Annotated in this window: 14 protein-coding genes, 1 other RNA gene and 1 pseudogene; 9 read left to right on the top strand and 7 right to left on the bottom strand. The window is 71.9% G+C overall.

Annotated elements, in window-relative coordinates:
* Positions 1 to 22 precede the first annotated feature (22 nt).
* The 5 genes from ACWD26_RS02710 to ACWD26_RS02690 all read left to right on the top strand — a co-directional run bounded on the left by ACWD26_RS02710 (position 23) and on the right by ACWD26_RS02690 (position 5,829).
* On the top strand, positions 23 to 208 hold the full coding sequence (locus tag ACWD26_RS02710; RefSeq protein WP_451265476.1) for a hypothetical protein: 186 nt from the start codon (positions 23 to 25) through the stop codon (positions 206 to 208).
* A complete protein-coding gene (locus ACWD26_RS02705; protein WP_451265474.1) occupies positions 205 to 957 on the top strand; it encodes a hypothetical protein in 753 nt (250 codons plus the stop codon). Before ACWD26_RS02710 ends, ACWD26_RS02705 begins: the two co-directional genes overlap by 4 nt.
* On the top strand, positions 947 to 4,609 hold the full coding sequence (locus ACWD26_RS02700; protein ID WP_451265472.1) for a tetratricopeptide repeat protein: 3,663 nt from the start codon (positions 947 to 949) through the stop codon (positions 4,607 to 4,609). The genes ACWD26_RS02705 and ACWD26_RS02700 overlap by 11 nt, the downstream gene beginning before the upstream one ends.
* Before the next feature lie 99 nt (positions 4,610 to 4,708).
* The gene (locus ACWD26_RS02695; RefSeq protein WP_451265470.1) at positions 4,709 to 5,212 is read left to right on the top strand and encodes a hypothetical protein; all 504 of its coding nucleotides are present in this window, start codon (positions 4,709 to 4,711) and stop codon (positions 5,210 to 5,212) included.
* A 134-nt stretch (positions 5,213 to 5,346) separates the two neighbouring features.
* Positions 5,347 to 5,829: a Fic family protein gene (locus ACWD26_RS02690; RefSeq protein WP_451265468.1), complete on the top strand. Its 483-nt coding sequence runs from the start codon at positions 5,347 to 5,349 to the stop codon at positions 5,827 to 5,829.
* 259 nt (positions 5,830 to 6,088) lie between these two features.
* Here the strand turns inward: ACWD26_RS02690 and ACWD26_RS02685 are convergent, their stop codons facing one another.
* The 5 genes and pseudogenes from ACWD26_RS02685 to ACWD26_RS02665 all read right to left on the bottom strand — a co-directional run bounded on the left by ACWD26_RS02685 (position 6,089) and on the right by ACWD26_RS02665 (position 9,970).
* Positions 6,089 to 6,916, bottom strand: coding sequence for a M55 family metallopeptidase (locus ACWD26_RS02685; RefSeq protein ID WP_451265466.1), 828 nt, complete (start codon positions 6,914 to 6,916; stop codon positions 6,089 to 6,091).
* Positions 6,917 to 7,154: 238 nt separating this feature from the next.
* An RNA gene (rnpB, locus tag ACWD26_RS02680) (RNase P RNA component class A) lies at positions 7,155 to 7,557 on the bottom strand.
* 136 nt (positions 7,558 to 7,693) lie between these two features.
* Positions 7,694 to 8,410 (bottom strand): annotated as a pseudogene (locus ACWD26_RS02675) (DMT family transporter); the annotation flags it as partial.
* A gap of 82 nt (positions 8,411 to 8,492) precedes the next feature.
* Complete coding sequence (locus ACWD26_RS02670; protein WP_451265464.1) at positions 8,493 to 9,317, bottom strand: AraC family ligand binding domain-containing protein; 825 nt, start codon at positions 9,315 to 9,317, stop codon at positions 8,493 to 8,495.
* Positions 9,318 to 9,391: 74 nt separating this feature from the next.
* A complete protein-coding gene (locus tag ACWD26_RS02665; RefSeq protein ID WP_451265462.1) occupies positions 9,392 to 9,970 on the bottom strand; it encodes a Uma2 family endonuclease in 579 nt (192 codons plus the stop codon).
* A 166-nt stretch (positions 9,971 to 10,136) separates the two neighbouring features.
* Between ACWD26_RS02665 and ACWD26_RS02660 the strand changes: the two genes are divergently transcribed.
* Together ACWD26_RS02660 and ACWD26_RS02655 are read left to right on the top strand one after the other, a co-directional pair.
* Positions 10,137 to 10,916, top strand: coding sequence for a MerR family transcriptional regulator (locus ACWD26_RS02660; RefSeq protein ID WP_451265460.1), 780 nt, complete (start codon positions 10,137 to 10,139; stop codon positions 10,914 to 10,916).
* Between the two features lie 14 nt (positions 10,917 to 10,930).
* Entirely contained in the window at positions 10,931 to 11,575 is a 645-nt protein-coding gene (locus tag ACWD26_RS02655; RefSeq protein ID WP_451265458.1) for a hypothetical protein, read from the top strand.
* On the opposite strand, the gene ACWD26_RS02650 is transcribed toward ACWD26_RS02655, so the two are convergent.
* Positions 11,526 to 13,013: an RNB domain-containing ribonuclease gene (locus tag ACWD26_RS02650; RefSeq protein WP_451265456.1), complete on the bottom strand. Its 1,488-nt coding sequence runs from the start codon at positions 13,011 to 13,013 to the stop codon at positions 11,526 to 11,528. The genes ACWD26_RS02655 and ACWD26_RS02650 overlap by 50 nt on opposite strands.
* A 157-nt stretch (positions 13,014 to 13,170) precedes the next feature.
* On the opposite strand from ACWD26_RS02650, the gene yaaA reads away from it, so the two are divergent.
* Positions 13,171 to 13,953, top strand: a complete 783-nt coding sequence (gene yaaA, locus ACWD26_RS02645) for a peroxide stress protein YaaA (protein WP_451265454.1) — start codon at positions 13,171 to 13,173, stop codon at positions 13,951 to 13,953.
* Positions 13,954 to 14,046: 93 nt separating this feature from the next.
* Positions 14,047 to 14,715: a bifunctional 4-hydroxy-2-oxoglutarate aldolase/2-dehydro-3-deoxy-phosphogluconate aldolase gene (gene eda, locus ACWD26_RS02640; protein WP_451265452.1), complete on the top strand. Its 669-nt coding sequence runs from the start codon at positions 14,047 to 14,049 to the stop codon at positions 14,713 to 14,715.
* On the opposite strand, the gene ACWD26_RS02635 is transcribed toward eda, so the two are convergent.
* Positions 14,701 to 16,425 carry a bifunctional RNase H/acid phosphatase gene (locus ACWD26_RS02635; RefSeq protein WP_451265450.1) on the bottom strand — a complete coding sequence of 575 codons (1,725 nt, stop codon included), beginning with the start codon at positions 16,423 to 16,425 and terminating at the stop codon, positions 14,701 to 14,703. The genes eda and ACWD26_RS02635 overlap by 15 nt on opposite strands.
* Positions 16,426 to 16,456: the final 31 nt, after the last annotated feature.

The following is a 16,456-nucleotide window of genomic DNA, read 5'->3' as shown; positions in this document are numbered from 1 at the left end:
GAATTCTGCGGATAATCCCGTCATGGGTTCACCACCACAGCAGCCCGAAGAGGGCGACATCCGGTTCAACGGCCCGAACGTGGAGTACTTCAACGGCACCGCATGGGTGCGGCACGAAGAACTCCCCGACGACCAGGCGCCGCCCGACCTGCGCGGCGACGACGAGGACTTCCCCGGACCGGACGACCACCCTCCCCTCCCGGGATGAGCACCCCGGCCGAGCCGCAGGCCGGCGACCCGGTCCCCGACCCCGTTCTCGCCGATCTGCGGGCCTCCGTCGCCGACATGCGTGCCACGGCGCGCTGGATCACCGCGGCGGCGGCGGGAGTCGGCGCTCTGGTGCTGGCGGGCGGGCCACTCGTCGTCGTCAAGGACCTGGACGACGCGGGAGACGTGGTCGCGGCGGCCGGCGGCATGCTGCTGGCCGTCGCGGGGGTCGTCTGGGTGGTGTGGCGCGCCGGCGAGGTGCTCAGCCCCCGGACGGCGACGTTCGACGATCTCGACGCGCCGGAACTGGACGGGCTGCGGAAGCTGATCGACCGGTCACCCGCCGACTTCTACGGCCCTCACGCCACCGACCCTGCCGCCCTGCGGCGCGAGCGCCGTCTGCGGCTGACCGTGGCGGCCCGCCTCGAAGCCCTGCTGGCCCGTGAGAGCGATCCCGCGCGAGAGCGTCTTCTGGCCCACGAGGCAGCCGTAGCCCGGCGTAACGCGCTGCTGATCCAGCGCCTGCAGCAGCGGCTGCTCGCCTGGATCCACGCCTGGCAGGTGCGGCAGTCCCTGAAGCGGGCCCGGCGGGACACCCTGCTGGCCTCCCTGCTGGTCCTCACCGGTGCCGTCCTCTACGTCACCGCGCCACTCGACGCGAAGGAGAAACCGACCGTCGTGTACATCTGCGAGGCAGGCGCCGCCACCCCGGAAGCCGTCCACGCGCAGGAGGATCCCTGTGCACGATGAAGCGGCGCCGGCGGCACACCCCGGCCCATCGCATTGGAGCCTGCGGATCCGGCATGCCGCCGTCACCCTCAGCGCCGGTACGCGGACCGTCGCCGAAGGTCCCGGAGCGGACGTGTCCTTCGCCCTGGCGGAGACCGTACAGGCACTGCACCGGGCGTACGAGGCCGCCGGCCGGGGCGCCCGCCCCCGCAGGACCGGCGTCCCACCACCGCAGCTGATGCGGCGTCTGGGCAGTCTGCTCGCCGAGGCGGTGGGCGCCCGAGCGGTCCGCGCCCTCGCCACGGCGTCGCAGGGCGAGGCGGCGAAGGAGCACGGCCTGCCGCTCGTCATCGAGGCGGAGCAGGGCCGGCTCGACGGCCTGCCGTGGGAGGCACTGACCCTGCCCGGCCAGTCGGCACCCCTGGCGCTCCATCCGACCATCCGGCCGTACCGCAGCTTCGGCGACCACCACGCGCCCACACCCCTTGGCGGACCGGACCGGCCGTTGCGGCTGCTCGTCCTGCTCGCCGGGCCCCGCAAGGCCCCCGGCCGCAGGGAGCCCCTGCTCGACCTGGACGCGGAGACGGCGCGGCTGGCGGCTGCCGTCTCCCGGGTCCCGGGCCGGGCGGAGCTGCGGGTGCTCAGCTCCGGCAGCCTCACCGCACTCAGCGCCGCCCTGGCGGAGAAACCCGCCGACGTCGTGCACATCGTCTGCCACGCGAGGCCCGGTGAACTCCTGCTGGAGGACGAGGCCGGTGACCGCGATCCGGTGACCGCCGACGCCCTGTGGCGTGCCCTGTGCGCCGCCCACGGTGTCCCTGCGGTGGTCCTGGCCGGCTGCTCGACGGCATCGTCGGTGAGCCGCTCCGCCACCGGGCCGGAACCGGCGCACCACAGCAGGTTTCTGCCCGGACTGGCTCAGAGCCTCACCCAGTCCGGTGTGCCGGCGGTCGTCGCCATGTCGGCACCGGTCCGGGACACGTACGCGGGCGCGCTCATGGCCGACATGTACGCCGCCCTGGCCGCCGGCCGGCCCCTGTGGGAGGCCCTGCACGACGCCCGCACGGAGCAGGAGCGCCTCAGGCGCGCCGGGAACGACTGGCTGCCGGAATGGCACGTGCCCCTTCTCTTCGCCGGGCCCCGTCCCCAGGCGGTGGAGCCCGACCGCGGGGATGCCTCGACGGGGGCCGCCTCGCCCGAGGTGCCCCTCGCCCTGCCGCTCGGCTCGTTCGTGGGCCGCCGGGCACAGCTGCGCGTAGCCCTGAACGCCCTGGCCGACGACGGCACCGGGCTCGTCGTGCACGGAGTGGGCGGGGTCGGGAAGACCGCGTTCGTCGGCGAGTTGCTGCGTCTGCGGGCTTCCTCGGCTCCGCCCGTGCTGCTCAAAGGCCCGGTCGGCCCCGACGAGATCCTGCGCGGCGCGGCGGACGCGCTCGCCGGGGAGACGGACGACCCGCGGATGTTCGCACTGGTGGACGCGGAGCAGCCCTGGTCCGGGCGCCTGGCCGCCCTCGCACACCTCACCGGAACCGACGCGCTCGCCGGGGCGGCGGCGGAGGCTCGCCCGACGGCGGACGGGTCCACCCGGTCGCTGACCGTGGTGCTGGACGACTTCGAGGCCAACCTGACCCGTGACCCGGAGGGCCGGACCCGTTTCACCGACCCCGAACTGGCGGACTTCCTCACCGCGTGGACCACCCTGCCGACGGGCACGTCCCTGGTGATCGTCTCCCGTCATCCCCTCCCGACGGCGGCCGGACCCGCCTCCCGGCGTCTTCGCCGGCTTCCGCTTCCTCCGCTCACCCCGGACGAGACCGATCTGATGCGACTGCGGCTGCCCCTGTCGCGCAAGCTCCCCCGGACGAAGTGGCAGGAGATCCGCCAGGTCGTCGGCGGCCATCCTCGTACCTACGCCTATCTGGAGGCGCTCCTGGGCGCCGGCCGGGCGACGGACGACCTGGTGGCCCGTGTCGGCCGGCTCAACGGTGGCCTCGACGCCGCGCGCGCCCGCGTGCGGGGGCAGCTGCGCCCCGCCCTGCGGGAGGCGCTGAGCCTCACGGCCGCCGACACGCTGCTCGGCGACCTGCTGTCCAGCCTGGACCCGACGAGCCGCGCCCTGCTGCACCGCGCGGCGGTGCACCGTGTGCCCGTCCCGGCGTCGGCGTTCACCGGCTCGGGGGGCCCGGAGGGCTCGGGAGACACGGAGGACGCGGGAGACACGGAGGACGCGGGAGACACGGAGGACGCGGAGGGCTCAGGGGGCGCGGAGGGTACGCGCGAACGTCTCGACGCGCTGGCCGCCTCCGGGCTGCTGGCCGAGGACGGCACGGGTCCGGCCGGTGCGCAGTTGTGGAGCGTCCACCGCTGGACCGCGGCCGAACTGGACCGCCTCGATCCGCAGGCCGCACACGACGCACACCGCCGTGCGGCCGCGTACACGGAGGAGATCTTCTCCGACACCGGCCTGCCCGAACCGGTACGCATCGACGCGGCGTTCGAGTCCCTGCACCATCTCGTCGCCGTCCGGCTGCACCGGGAGGCGGGAGCGCTGGGCCGCCGCCTGTGCGGCGTGCTGCACGCGAGGGGCCGCTGGACGACCGAGCGGGCGCTGTGCCGGCGGATGCTGGAGTGGAGCGAACCGGGCACGGAGTCGGAGGCCATCGTCCACCGCCAGCTCGGTCTCATCGCCCGGGACCGGGGCGACATGAAGGAGGCACGCGAGCACCTGGAACGGGCGCTGTCCGTCAGCACGGCCGCCGGCGACCGGCTGAGCATCGCCTACGCCGAGCACCAGCTCGGATCCATCGAGCACGAACAGGGCGATCACCGTCTCGCCCGTGCCCGATACAGCCTGGCCCGTACGGCCTTCCACGAGTTGGGGTTGGAACGGGACGCCGCCGCCGCTCTGTACCAGCTGTCCATGCTGAACGCCGACAGCGGACGCCCGGCCGAGGCCAGAGCCGGCTTCGAGGAGGCACAGGAGATCTTCACGCGGCTCGAGGATCTCGGCGCGATCAGCTCCTGTCACCGGAGCCTGGCCTACCTGGCGGAGGACGACGGGGATCTGGACACCGCCATGGCGCACTGCCGCTCGGCCCTCGGTCTCTGCGAGCGTACGGGTGACGTGGCGCAGGCGGAGGAACTGCGCAACCAGATCGGCACCCTGTACGTGCTCACCGAGAACTACGAGGCGGCGCACGCCGAGTTCGACGCCGCCCTGCGCTCGGCCACCGCCCGTGACGCAACCGAGGAGATGGCCCGGTCCCACCAGCATCTGGGGGTCTGCGCGGAACGCATGGGTGCCCTGGAGATCGCGGAGGAACACACCCGCACAGCCCTCGAACTGAACCGGGAACTGGAGCGTGTCTCGGCACAGGCCCAGTGCCTCAGGCGCCTCGCCGGCCTGGCCCGGCTGCGCGGCAGACCGGCGTACGGGCTCTCGTACGCCCGGCGGGCTCTCGTCCTTCTCGGCCGTACCGACGAGACCACGTACCGTCCCGACACCTACCTCACCATCGGTGACTGCCTGCGTGACCTCGGACGACTGACGCAGGCCCGGCGCTTCTACACGTCCGGCCTCCACGGCGCCAGGAACACCCACACCGCCGAGCGCGCGCGTGTGGCCCTGGCGGAGCTGGACGTCGACAGTAAGCAGAAAGAAGGTGAACAGTAGGCGGAAAACAATTGACAGCATCTGGAATGCTTTCACTATGCTGCTCTCCGTCGGGGCGTTCGCCCCAGGCGCGGGCTTGCGGAGTGAAGGGGAATCGCAGTGATCAAGGTGACCATCGAGGCCGACCCGGCGGACATGCCCGCGCTGATTCAGGCGCTGGCGGCCCAGGGCGCCGACATCACCCTGCGCAGCACGGCCGGGTCCGGTGCGGACCGCGGCGGGCCCGCACTGGATCCGGCCGTGCTCGACCTGCTGCGTACCCGGGCTCCCGCCCAGCAGCTCGACCATTTCGTCTCCTTCGTGGAGACGGAGGTCCACGAGCACGGAGCCGTCGCCGAGCTGGGCACCGACAAGACGAGCTACGTCAAGCTCTACGTCCCCGGCCCCCGCAAGGTGGGCGCGTACTGCTACGTCCGCCCCGACCGCGGCTACCTGGACTTCCGCGTGCCGATCGACGCCGCGGACGGCTGCCGCTTCGCCTACGCGCGCGACGTCCAGCGGGACAACGCTCACCCGGTGCGCTGCCCCCTGACGAAGGCGGACGCCCTGCCCGAGGCGCACCGGCTGTCAGCCCTGGCCAGGGAGATCGCGCAGAACGCGTGACGGGGCGGTACCGCCCCCCCTGCACTGCTCCAACTCGTCCGGCGCCCTCGCCGCCGCGTTCCTGACCGTCCGCGACCCGCCGGGCGATCCGCCAGTCGTGCCGAGGTCAGGAACACGGGCGCCGGTACACGCGCATGCCGGATGCTCACTGCTGTCGGCCCCTTCCGGGAGGGCTCGTCAGGCTCGCGGGAACCATCGCTGCCGTTCGGCACCGGTCACCTGACGCCGGGCACGGCCGACCTCCCTCTGGGCGAGATGGGCGTAGTGCTGGACCCGGGCACGGACAGTCCATGACACTGCGGCCGTACGATCTGCGGGACAACGGCGCGGACTTCCACAAGCTCGCCGACAACGACCACCTGCAAGGCTTGGACCGCCTCGAGTTCATCCGAGCCCTGGCCGACCTGTACGGCGATGTGAACGCCATCCACCCCTTCCGGGAAGGCAACGGCCGCACCCAGCGCGCCTTCCTCGCCCCACTCGCCCGTGAAGCGGGATACACCATCTCCTGGCAGGACATGGACCAAGAGGAGAACATCGCCGCATCGGTGGCCAGCTTCAACGCGAACAACGACCTACTGGAGCAGATGCTCGACGCCCTGGTGCGTCCCGCCTGACTGGCGCCACCGGCGGCGCCGTCACCGAGATCGGTCTGCCGGTCGCGGCCTCTCAGCCCAGTCATCGAAAGCGACGAGTTCCAGCGTCAGGGCGTTCCCATTCTGGCCGATCTCGCCTACCAGGGCGGCGGCCCGTGGCTGACCACCGGCATCTGAGCAGGCGCCTGCAGGAGGTGAGCAGGAACGCAGGGCGGCCGGACAGCGCCCCTGATGTCGCGAACGGCCGGGTCTGTACGGCTGGACAGACCCCGGTTGAACCCTAGCCAGGTTTGATGGTGGCGAGCTGCGCGAGTAGCAGGACCAGCCGGTAGGCGTCGGCAAAGTCGGCGGCGGTGAAGGTGACTGTCCTGCCACCTTCACCGCGTGAGACACCTGGCACGAGTGTCGCCAGATCAACCATGAACGGCGCGGAAAGGTCGACCTCGACATCAAGCGGTCCGGCAAGGGCCAGCGGTGAAACATGTGCACGCCGCGTGATGGCTTCGGCGGCCGCTTGGCGCAGCCGATCCCGAGCTTCTTCGGGGTGCAGGGCTACGGCAGCGCCCTGACCGAGGGCTTGCTTGACCGCGACGGTGACCGCGGAGGGGACCAGATCTTGCAGTTCGGCGCAAGCGCTGTCGTCGCCACTGAGCAGCACGACCGGTACGTCCAGATGTCCGGCCATGGCGGCGTTGAGGCCGATCTCGCCCATGGAACGTCCGGCCACCCGCACGTCGAGGATGCCGTCGTTCATGGTGTGTGCCAACACGGCCGGTCCGCCGCCGGCGCGGGCGTGGTAGCCGACGAGCAGGACCGCGTCGGTCTGTTCGTCGAGTCCGCCGAGCATGCCCAGGGGCCGCGGCTTGCCACGGACCAGGTGCGCCCTGCGGTCGAGTTCCTCAGGCAGCAGGTTACAGAAAGGGCCGTGTGCGTCGGCGACCCGTACCTCGGCCGTGGGATCGCCGTCCAGGACACCGGCGATCACGGCGTTGGTCTCAGCCGTCATTAACGCCCGGCCGCGCGTGTAGTCGTAGCCATCCGGGTTCGTCTCGCTGGGATGCACGATCCCCGAGATGCCCTCCATGTCAACAGAGATCAATATCTTCATAACTCTGGGAGCCTACGGGCTCTGCTCACCAGGCTGACACTGCACGGCAGAACCCCTGACCGTGTCGGCCAGGCCGTCCCCAGGCACTGCCGCTACTTCTCGTGAACATCCAGGACCTTGTTGATCACCAGATGCCGCCGCAATCAGTGAACAACCGCTGCTGCTGAACGCGAACGAAGCCAGAAGGGCCTCCGACGCAGGTCAGAGGCCCTTTCCCAGGCAAAGCCGCAAGTAGCGGCAGACGAGTCGGGCTGTACGCCGGGTTCTGTCACCCAACCGCCTCGCGGCGGCCGGGGAGACGGCCATCCATCTAGGGCCGGCGTTGCCGCCGGCCTCGTGCGGTCTACCCGCGGACTCGGGCGGGCAGCCCTCGAACGTCCGCGCAGGGGCACCGGGGTGCCCCCTCTTGACCTTGCTCCGGGTGGGGTTTACCTAGCTGCCCAGGTCACCCTGGGCACTGGTGGTCTCTTACACCACCGTTTCACCCTTACCCAGCGCCGAAGCGCCGGGCGGTTTGTTTTCTGTGGCACTGTCCCGCGGGTCACCCCGGGTGGCCGTTAGCCATCACCCTGCCCTGTGGAGCCCGGACGTTCCTCGGGAAGCCCCTCAGAGGGACTCCACGCGGCCGTCCGCCCGGCTCGTCTGCCGTGTGGACCATGCTACCCGGCGGCCGCCACCCCTCTGTGCCGTCGATGACGTCGATGACGTCGACGCCGTCGCCAGGAACGAGCCCGCCAGGATCAAAGCGAAAGAGGCCAGGATCGCGGGGGTGAGCTGCTCGTCCAGGAACAGCGCGCCCGCCGCCACCGCCACCGCCGGGTTGACGTACGTGAAGACCGTCGCCCTCGTCGGGCCGACCTCTCGGATCAGCTCCAGGAAGGCCACGAAGGCCAGGGCCGTGCAGATCACGCCCAGGGCGGCCAAGGAGATCAGGGCGGAGGTCGACGGGAGGGTGGGTGGGCGGGTCAGGGCTGCCGCGGGGGCGTAGACCAGGGCCGACAGGAGCAGGACCGGGGCTATCAGCTGGAGGGTGGGGACCTTGTTCAGGTGGCGGGTCATGATCAAGGGGGCTGTCGCGTAGCCGATCACCGTGATCAGGACCTCGGTGAGGGAGAGGACGTTTCCGCCGGTGAGGTGGGGGATGGTGAGGACTGCTACGCCGCCCAGGCCCAGGGCCAGGCCGGTCATGCGGCGGGCTCCCAGTCGTTCCGTGTCGCCGAAGAAGCGGGCCAGGAGCACGCTCACGATCGGGACGCCCGCGATCAGGAGGCCGGCCGTGGAGCTGGAGAGGTGGCGTTCGGCGTCGGTCAGGGTCCACCAGGGGCCGATGACCTCGATCACGGCGAAGGCGAGCATCGGGCGCCAGTGCTGACGGACTACGCGGGTCAGGTTTCCCTGGCGGATCGCGAAGGGGAGGAGGAGGGCCGCGCCCAGGGCGCAGCGGACGAAGACGACCGTGGACGGGGAGACCTCGTCCACGGCTATTTTGATCATCAGGTAAGGGACGCCCCAGAGGACTCCCATCAGGGAGAAGAGGAACCAGCCGCGTGCAGTCATGGGGTGAGTCTCGGATGGATCAGCGGCGTAGGTCTTGAACGCTGTTGCGGTACGCCGCCGGGGTCACCCCCAGCACCCGTCTGAACCAGCGCGTCATGTGGGCCTGGTCCGCGAAGCCCACCCGGCCTGCCACTTCCGCGGGGCGGGCGCCGGACTCCAGAAGGGTGCGCGCCCGGCTCACCCGGTGCTGGGCCAGCCAGGCGTACGGGGGCATGCCCATCGTCGTGCGGAAGGCTCGGAGGAGTTGGTAGCGGGAGAGGCCCAGGTCGGTGGCGAGGTCGGCGAGGGAGGGGGGAGCTGTCAGCTCGTCGGCGAGGCGGTCTCGTACGGCGTGGGCGATCGTGCTCGCGCCGGGGACCGTGTCGGGGGTCGCGCGGGATGTGGAGTGGCGGCGGGCCAGGGCCGTGAGCAGCCAGGGGAGGCGGGACTCGGCCTCCAGGGGGTCGGGGCAGGTGCTCAGCTCGGTGTGGGCGGTGCGCAGGGCGGCGGAGAGTTCGGGGTCGTGGAGGAGGGGGTCCCGGAAGTGTGGGGTGCCACCGAGGATGCCGTCGGTGAGGAGGGCGGGGGCGGGGTAGAGCGCGCGGTAGGCGTACGTGCCGTACGCGGACTCGCCGGTGTGGACCTCTCCGGGGGCCAGGACGACGATCGAGCCCTCCCCCACCGTGAGGGCGCCGCCCCGGTAGTCGATGCACGAGGCGCCCCGGACACAGATGCCGATGCTGAATTCCTCGTGGGTGTGCGGGGCGTAGCGGTGGCGGTCGAAGCGGGCGGTGAGGAGGTCGAGGGGGCGGTCGGGGTGGCCGAGGGTGGCGCGGGTCCAGCGCGTCTCACCGCGTTCGTTCACCTCGGCCTCGCCCCCTCCAACGGTCCTCCACCGGTCCTCCAGGCTACGCCCGGCGGGGCCGTAGGCCGGGCGGGTCAGAGGAAGTCTGAGGTCTCCAGGTCGAAGGCGAAGGGTTCCGGGAGGGCGAGCGGCTTGCCGAAGGGGACGGTGCAGCGTCGGCGGTAGTCTTCCTCTCGCGGATCGCTGAGGAGTGTCACCTCGGAGCTGTCGCGGTCGATGAGCAGGTAGAACGGGATACCGCCGCGGGCGTAGCAGCGGCGCTTGACCTCGCGGTCGGCCTTGGGCCGGGTGGAGGTCACCTCCAGCACCATGGCGACGCCCTGGCAGGGCATCCAGGGGTCGGCCCCACGGTAGAGGCGCAGTACCCGGGGGGCGAACGTGCCGTCCGGGAGCACGTGTTCCTTCGGACAGCCCTCCGCCTTCCCTAGCTTCAGCCCCTTGTTTCCGCTGAAATCCATATCGGTCCGGGAGCGCCTGATCACCTGCTTCATGATCAGATTGATGTAGTCCTCGTGATCCCCGTCCGGCGGCGGTGTCACAACGATCTCCCCCTCGATCAGCTCCGCCCGGAAACCCTCCGGGGTGTCCAGGGCGAGAAAGCCCTCCAGCAGGACGTCTTCCTGCGTGAGCGGCTCGTGGGCCATGGCAGTCATGTCACGCCCCTCCTTCTTCGGTCGCTCGCCAGACTGGGACATCGGCTGATCACCTGGCCATGAGATCGGGAACCGTTCCCTCGATCGTGGCACATGATCCCGGTCACCGTCAGTCGCCGGGCCCGTCGCTTGACCCTGCCGCAGCGTCAACGTTTCTACTGGTCGCATGCGGATCGGAGAACTGGCCGCGGCCGTCGGTGTGACGCCGCGGGCCGTGCGGCATTACCACCATCTCGGGCTGCTCCCCGAACCGGAGCGGCGGGCGAACGGATATCGGGACTACACGTTGCGGCACGCGGTCGTGCTGGCGCGGATTCGGCGGCTGACCGAGTTGGGGCTCGGGCTCGCCGAGGTGCGGGACGTGCTCGCGGACGACGCCGGGCGTGAACTCGTCGAGGTGCTCGGTGAGTTGGATGAGGATCTGGCTCGGCAGGAGACGGAGATCCGGGAGCGGCGGGGCCGGTTGCGTGTCCTGATGGAGGACGCGCGTGCCGGGCGGCTGCCGGCCGAGGGGCCCGTGTCGCCCGAACTCGCCGCGCTCTTCGGGAAGTTCGGGTCCGCTCCGCAGTCCCCGATGGCCGCCAAGGACCGGGAGGTGTTCGCGCTGCTGGAGACGACGGCGACGCCGGAGGCTCGCGCGGAGATGCTCGCCGGGCTGGAGAGCATGATGGCGGTGCCCGGCGCGGTGGAGCGGGCGCACGAGGCGTACGCGCTGCTCGACGCGCTCGCCGACGCCGAGCCCGACGACCCCCGTGTGACGGAGGCGGCCCATCTGCTGGCCGGCCTCGTCCCGCCGGACATGGTCCCACCGGACACCGACATCGAACTCGACAGCCGCGCCAACGGCACCGGCAGCTTCCTGCGGGCCTTCTACGCCGACTTCGCCCCGGCCCAGGCGGAGGCCATCCGCCGCACACTCCGGATACTGAGGGAGGACCACCGATGAGGACGATCGGGACCATGCGGAGCACTCCGGGACACCGGATCGCCCGCTCCCTCGTGTGTCATGAACTCCTGCTGCTGGCCAGCCTGTTGCGCTGGGTGGCGCGGCGGCCGCACGGGATCGGGGACGGCGGGCGGGCGTTCGGCTACGCGCGGGGACAGGGGGCCATGATGTTCGGGTTCGGCTTCGTGTGCGTCGTCGAGACCGTCACCATGTCCGTCCTGCTGCGGGACTTCCCGCTCGTGCACCAGGTCTTCCTCGTCCTCGACCTCTACACGATCCTCGTCGTCGCCGGGCTCCACGCGGCCTCCGTGACCCGCCCGCACGTCCTCACCGACACGACCCTGCGGCTGCGCCGCTTCGCGACCGTGGACCTGTGCGTCCCGCTGACCGCCGTCGCGTCGGTCCGCCGTGAGTTGTGTACGACGCACGAGAAGCGGGACGGGGAGTTGAACATGGAGGTCGGTTCCCAGACCACCATCATCGTCGAACTGGCCCAGCCCGTCTCGTACTCGACCTTCCTCGGCCGACGCAGGGAAGTACGGCTGGTGCGCTTCCACGCCGACGATTCCGCTCGACTGGTCGCCCTCATAAGGGAGTTCGGCAGCGGGGTCACGCGGGAGCGAACCGTACCTTCGCCGCTCCCGGCTGGGCCTGCGTGAGCCGTACCCGCAGCCGCTCCCCCAGCGGCAGCCGGCCCGCCGGGTCCGCCACCACTCGGCCGATGACCGCCGGGGACTCCAACTGCACGGTTCCCACGGCCGGTTGATCCTCCTCGACGTCGACCACGTACCCGTCGAACACCTCCCCCACCCGGTCCCTGAGCAGTGCCGCCTCGATGATGTCGACGCACTCGCGCTCGGCGCGGCCGGCCCGTCGGGTGCCGGCGGTCATCTCGTCGGGGAGGGTGTCGAAGGCCGCCGGGACCCAGTCGGGGGTGGGGGTGCCGGCGGCCGCCGCGAGGCAGATCTCCGAGGTGTAGCGGTCGACGAGGCGGCGGAGGGGGGCCGTGCAGTGGGCGTAGGAGGCGGCGACGGCGGAGTGCGTGGTGATGTCGGGGAGGACGCCGTCGCGGAAGACCGTGTAGTGCGCGCCGCGCAGCAGGGTCGTGCACTCCAGGAGGAAGGCCGCGTGGCGGGGGTCGTGCGGGTCGAGGGAGCGGACCAGGTGCGCGTACGAGACGTGGTGGGGCCAGTCGATGCGCAGGGCTTCGGCCGTACGGCGGAGGCGGCCGACGGCGCCGTCCGGTGCGGCGGGGAGCGTGCGCAGGACGCCGGTGCCGTGGGTCAGCATCAGGTCGGCGGCGGCCATGCCGGTGAGGAGGGAGATCTGGGCGTTCCAGGCGTCGGCGGGTAGCGGGGCGCGGTACCTCAACTCGTAGTCCTCGCCACCCTCACCCTGGGTGCCGTGAGTGCCGTGTTCGATGATCTCCTGCTCGGGGATGGTGAGGGAGATGCCGCCGCGTTCGACTTCCAGGCGCTCGCGCAGCTGCCCGATCTCCTTCAGCAGGGCGAGGGGTTCCTCGGCGGTGCCCTCGTCGATCTCCTTCTGTACGCCCGCGTAGTTCAGCTTGGCTCGGCTGCGTACGAGGGCGCGGCGGACGTCGACGGTCTCGGTGCGGCCGTCCGCGTCGAGGTCCAGGGTCCACAGGACCGCCGGACGGGTGTGGTCCGGGAGGAGGCTGGCGGCGCCCTCGGAAAGGCAGGCGGGGTGGAGGGGGACCTTGTCGTCGGGGAAGTAGAGGGTCGTCACCCGGCGGTGGGCCTCGGCGTCGAGGGCGCCGCCGGGGGTGACGAAGGCGGCTACGTCGGCGATGGCGTAACGGACGCGGTAGCCGCCGGCGCCTGGGCCCGTGCCCGGCCGTCGCGACAGGTGCATCGCCTGGTCGAGGTCGGTGGAGGTGGGTGGGTCGATGGTGAAGAGGGGGATGTCCGTGGCGTCGTACGACGGGAGGCGCGGTGACTTCGCGGCGTGCTCCGCCTCGACGAGGACCTGGAGCGGGAAGGCGTCGGGCACACCGAGTTCCCCGCGCAGCGCGCGCAGGGCCGCCCGCAGGGGAGCCTCGGCGGCGGCCTTGACGCGGAGATGGCGGCGGGGCATGGGTCGAGCGTAGGGCGGGGCGGACGGGACGGCATCCCGACGGCAAGCGGGGGCGCATTCCGGCGGCAGACGGGAGCATCCCGACCGCGGGCGGCCGGACTCGGAGGGCCTCCTTCCACCCCGTACCCTGTCGCGGAGCCCTACAGAAGGAGTCCCCGTGCTCGTCCTGCTGCCCCCGTCCGAAGGCAAGGCCCCCTCCTCGGGTGGCGCTCCCCTGAAGTTGGAGGGGCTTTCGCTGCCGTCGCTGACCGGGGCGCGGGAGGCTGTGATCGGGGAGCTCGTGGAGCTGTGCGCCGGGGACGAGGACAAGGCGTGTGAGGTGCTCGGGCTCAGTGAGGGGCTGCGTGGGGAGGTCGCCAAGAACGCGGAGCTGTTGACGGCGGGGGCTCGGCCGGCCGGGCAGATCTATACGGGCGTGCTGTACGACGCCCTCGGCCTGGCCACCCTGGAGACCGCCGCGAAGCAGCGGGCGGCGCGCTCGCTGCTGGTCTTCTCGGGGCTGTGGGGTGCGGTGCGCGTGACGGACCGTATCCCTTCCTACCGTTGCTCGATGGGCGTGAAGCTGCCCGGCATCGGGGCGCTCGGCACGCACTGGCGTACGCCGATGGCGTCGGCGCTCCCCGAGGCCGCCGACGATGGCCTCGTCCTCGATCTGCGCTCCTCGGCGTACACGGCCGCGTGGAAGCCGAAGGGCGAGGTCGCCGGGCGGACCGCGAACGTACGGGTGCTGCACGCGCCGACGCGGAAGGTCGTCAGCCACTTCAACAAGGCGACCAAGGGCCGCATCGTACGGAGCCTGCTGTCGGCCGGGATCGCGCCCAAGGGCCCGGCGGAGCTGGTGGAGGCGCTGCGGGATCTCGGGTACGTGGTGGAGGTGGAGCCTCCGGTGGGCGCCGGGAAGGCGTGGACGCTGGATGTACTGGTGACCGAGGTTCACTGACCCTCACCGTCAGCGCCCGCCACAGTTAGGCAAGTCATTGCAGCATGCGCAACGCGCGTTGTGCATGCTGGGCGGCCGGGGCAGGATGACCGCATGTCCTCATCGCTGCCCCCGTCCCCGCGTTCGCGCGTCTCCGTCCTCGACCTGGCGCCCGTGCTGCCGGTGGTCGTCGTCGACGACCCCGCAGACGCCGTGCCGCTCGCGCGGGCGCTGGTCGCGGGTGGGTTGCCGGCGATCGAGGTGACCCTGCGGACGCCGGCCGCGCTCGATGCCGTACGGGCGATCGTGGCGGAGGTTCCGGAGGCGGTGGTCGGGGTGGGTACGGTCATCACCCCCGCGCAGGTGACGGAGTCCGTCGCGGCGGGCGCTCGTTTCCTGGTCAGCCCGGGCTGGACGGACGTACTGCTGGAGGCGATGCGGGCGTCCGGGGTGCCGTTCCTGCCGGGGGTGTCGACGGCGTCGGAGGTCGTGGCGCTGTTGGAGCGCGGAGTGCGCGAGATGAAGTTCTTCCCGGCCCAGGCGGCGGGCGGTACGACGTATCTGAGGTCGCTCGCCGGGCCCCTCCCCCAGGCCCGTTTCTGTCCGACCGGCGGGATCGGGGCCGCCGACGCGCCGGAGTATCTGTCCCTCCCCAACGTCGGCTGTGTGGGCGGCACTTGGATGCTGCCCGCCGATGCCGTGGCGGCGCGGGAGTGGGGGCGGATCGAGGGGCTGGCCCGGGAGGCGGCGGGCCTCCGCGACCGCCGTTCAGCGCAGGTGTGACGTGTCGTTGAGAAGGCGGAGGGTGGCGTTGCCGTCCGCGTAGTACGCCAGGGCCGACAGGGATGCCGCCGACAGCTCCATGCGGAACAGGGACTCCGGGGGTGCGCCGAGGGCCAGGCGTACGAGGGTCTTGATCGGCGTGACGTGGGTGACCAGCAGGACGGTGCGGCCCCTGTGTGCGGCGACCAGCTTGTCCCGGGTGGCGGCGACCCGGTGGGCCACGGCCTCGAAGCTCTCGCCGCCGCCGGTGGGTTCGGCGTCCGGGGAGGCCAGCCAGGCGTTCATGTCGTCCGGGTAGCGCTCCCGCACCTCGCCGAAGCTGAGGCCTTCCCACGCGCCGAAGTCCGTCTCGCGCAGCCCGTCATCGATCGTCACCCCGAGCCCGAGCCGGGCCGCGACGATCCCCGCCGTCTCCCGGCACCGGGCCAACGGCGACGACACGACGTCCTGGATGGTCCCGCGAGTGGCCAGGGCGGCGGCGACCCGTTCCGCCTGATACCGGCCGACGTCGGAGAGGGAGGGGTCCGAGCCGCCGCTCCCCGAGAACCGCTTCTGGGGGGTGAGGGGCGTCTCGCCGTGCCGCAGCAGCACGAAGGTGGCGGGGGCGCCGAGGTCGGGAGCGGCGGAGGCGACGTTCCTCGCGGCACGGAGATCGGCGCCGGCTTTGCCGGGCCGGGGGGCGCCGGGGACGGTGGCAGCCGTGGGGGACACCGTACGGGCCTCGCCGCCGGGCTCCGCCGCGCGCCCGGCCGACCGACCAGCCGAGGCCGGGGCGGGGGACGGGGCCGGGGCCGGGGACGAACCGGTGGGAGGCGTCGAGCGGGTCGAGGGAACGGAGAGGGGGGAGTCAGACGGAGCGTGGGGGGCGCGCGCGGGATCGGCCGGCGTATCGGCAGCGTCCCCCTGGCTGAGCGGAACATCGGCAGCATTCACCGGGCCACCCGGGACCTCGGCAGCCCTCCCCGCACCATCCGCAACCTCGGCAGCGCCCGCCCGGCCGGCCAAAGCCTCATCCGCGCTCCGCAAGCCGGCCGAAGTGGTCGAAGTGGTCGAAGTCGCCGACGCATTGCCGGGAACCTCGGGTGACGTGCCCGGAGTCGCGGCGGCGTCAGTCACAATCGCTGGCCGCGATGCTGACCCGTGGCCGCCGGTGGTCGCGTCTCGTGCCCCCGCCAGTGCCGCCCTGGCTCTCGCCGCGCCCGCCACCGCGTCCCCGGGCGGACCCGAGGGCTCCGGTGTCGCGGCCCGCGACGCCCGTGTGTCCAGCTCCGCGGTGGACGCCGACGGCGACCACCGCTCCCCCCGCTTCCCCGCGTCCATCGCCTCGTTGGCCAGGCGGTCGGCGTGTTTGTTCTGGTCGCGGGGGATCCACTCGTAGGTGACCTGGCCGAGTGGGAAGACGCGGGCGGCCTCGGCGGCCAGGGGCTTCATGTCGGGGTGTTTGATCTTCCAGCGGCCCGACATCTGCTCCACGACGAGCTTGGAGTCCATGCGGACGCGGACGGCGGCCGCCGGGTCCAGCTGGTACGCCGCCTTCAGGCCCGCGATGAGCCCCCGGTACTCGGCGACGTTGTTGGTGGCGACGCCGATGTACTCGGCGGCCTCCACCAACGTCCCGCCCGTCACCGGGTCGAGGACGACGGAACCGTAGCCCGCGGGCCCCGGGTTGCCCCGGGAACCGCCGTCGGCCTCGACGATGAACTCCCGCACCACATCAGCCTCTTGGTCTGTCCCGTACGGC

The sequence above is a fragment of the Streptomyces sp. NPDC002787 genome, from assembly GCF_053592095.1.
Note: the sequence above shows the minus strand (reverse complement) of the source record. Positions and strands in the feature narration are given on the sequence as shown.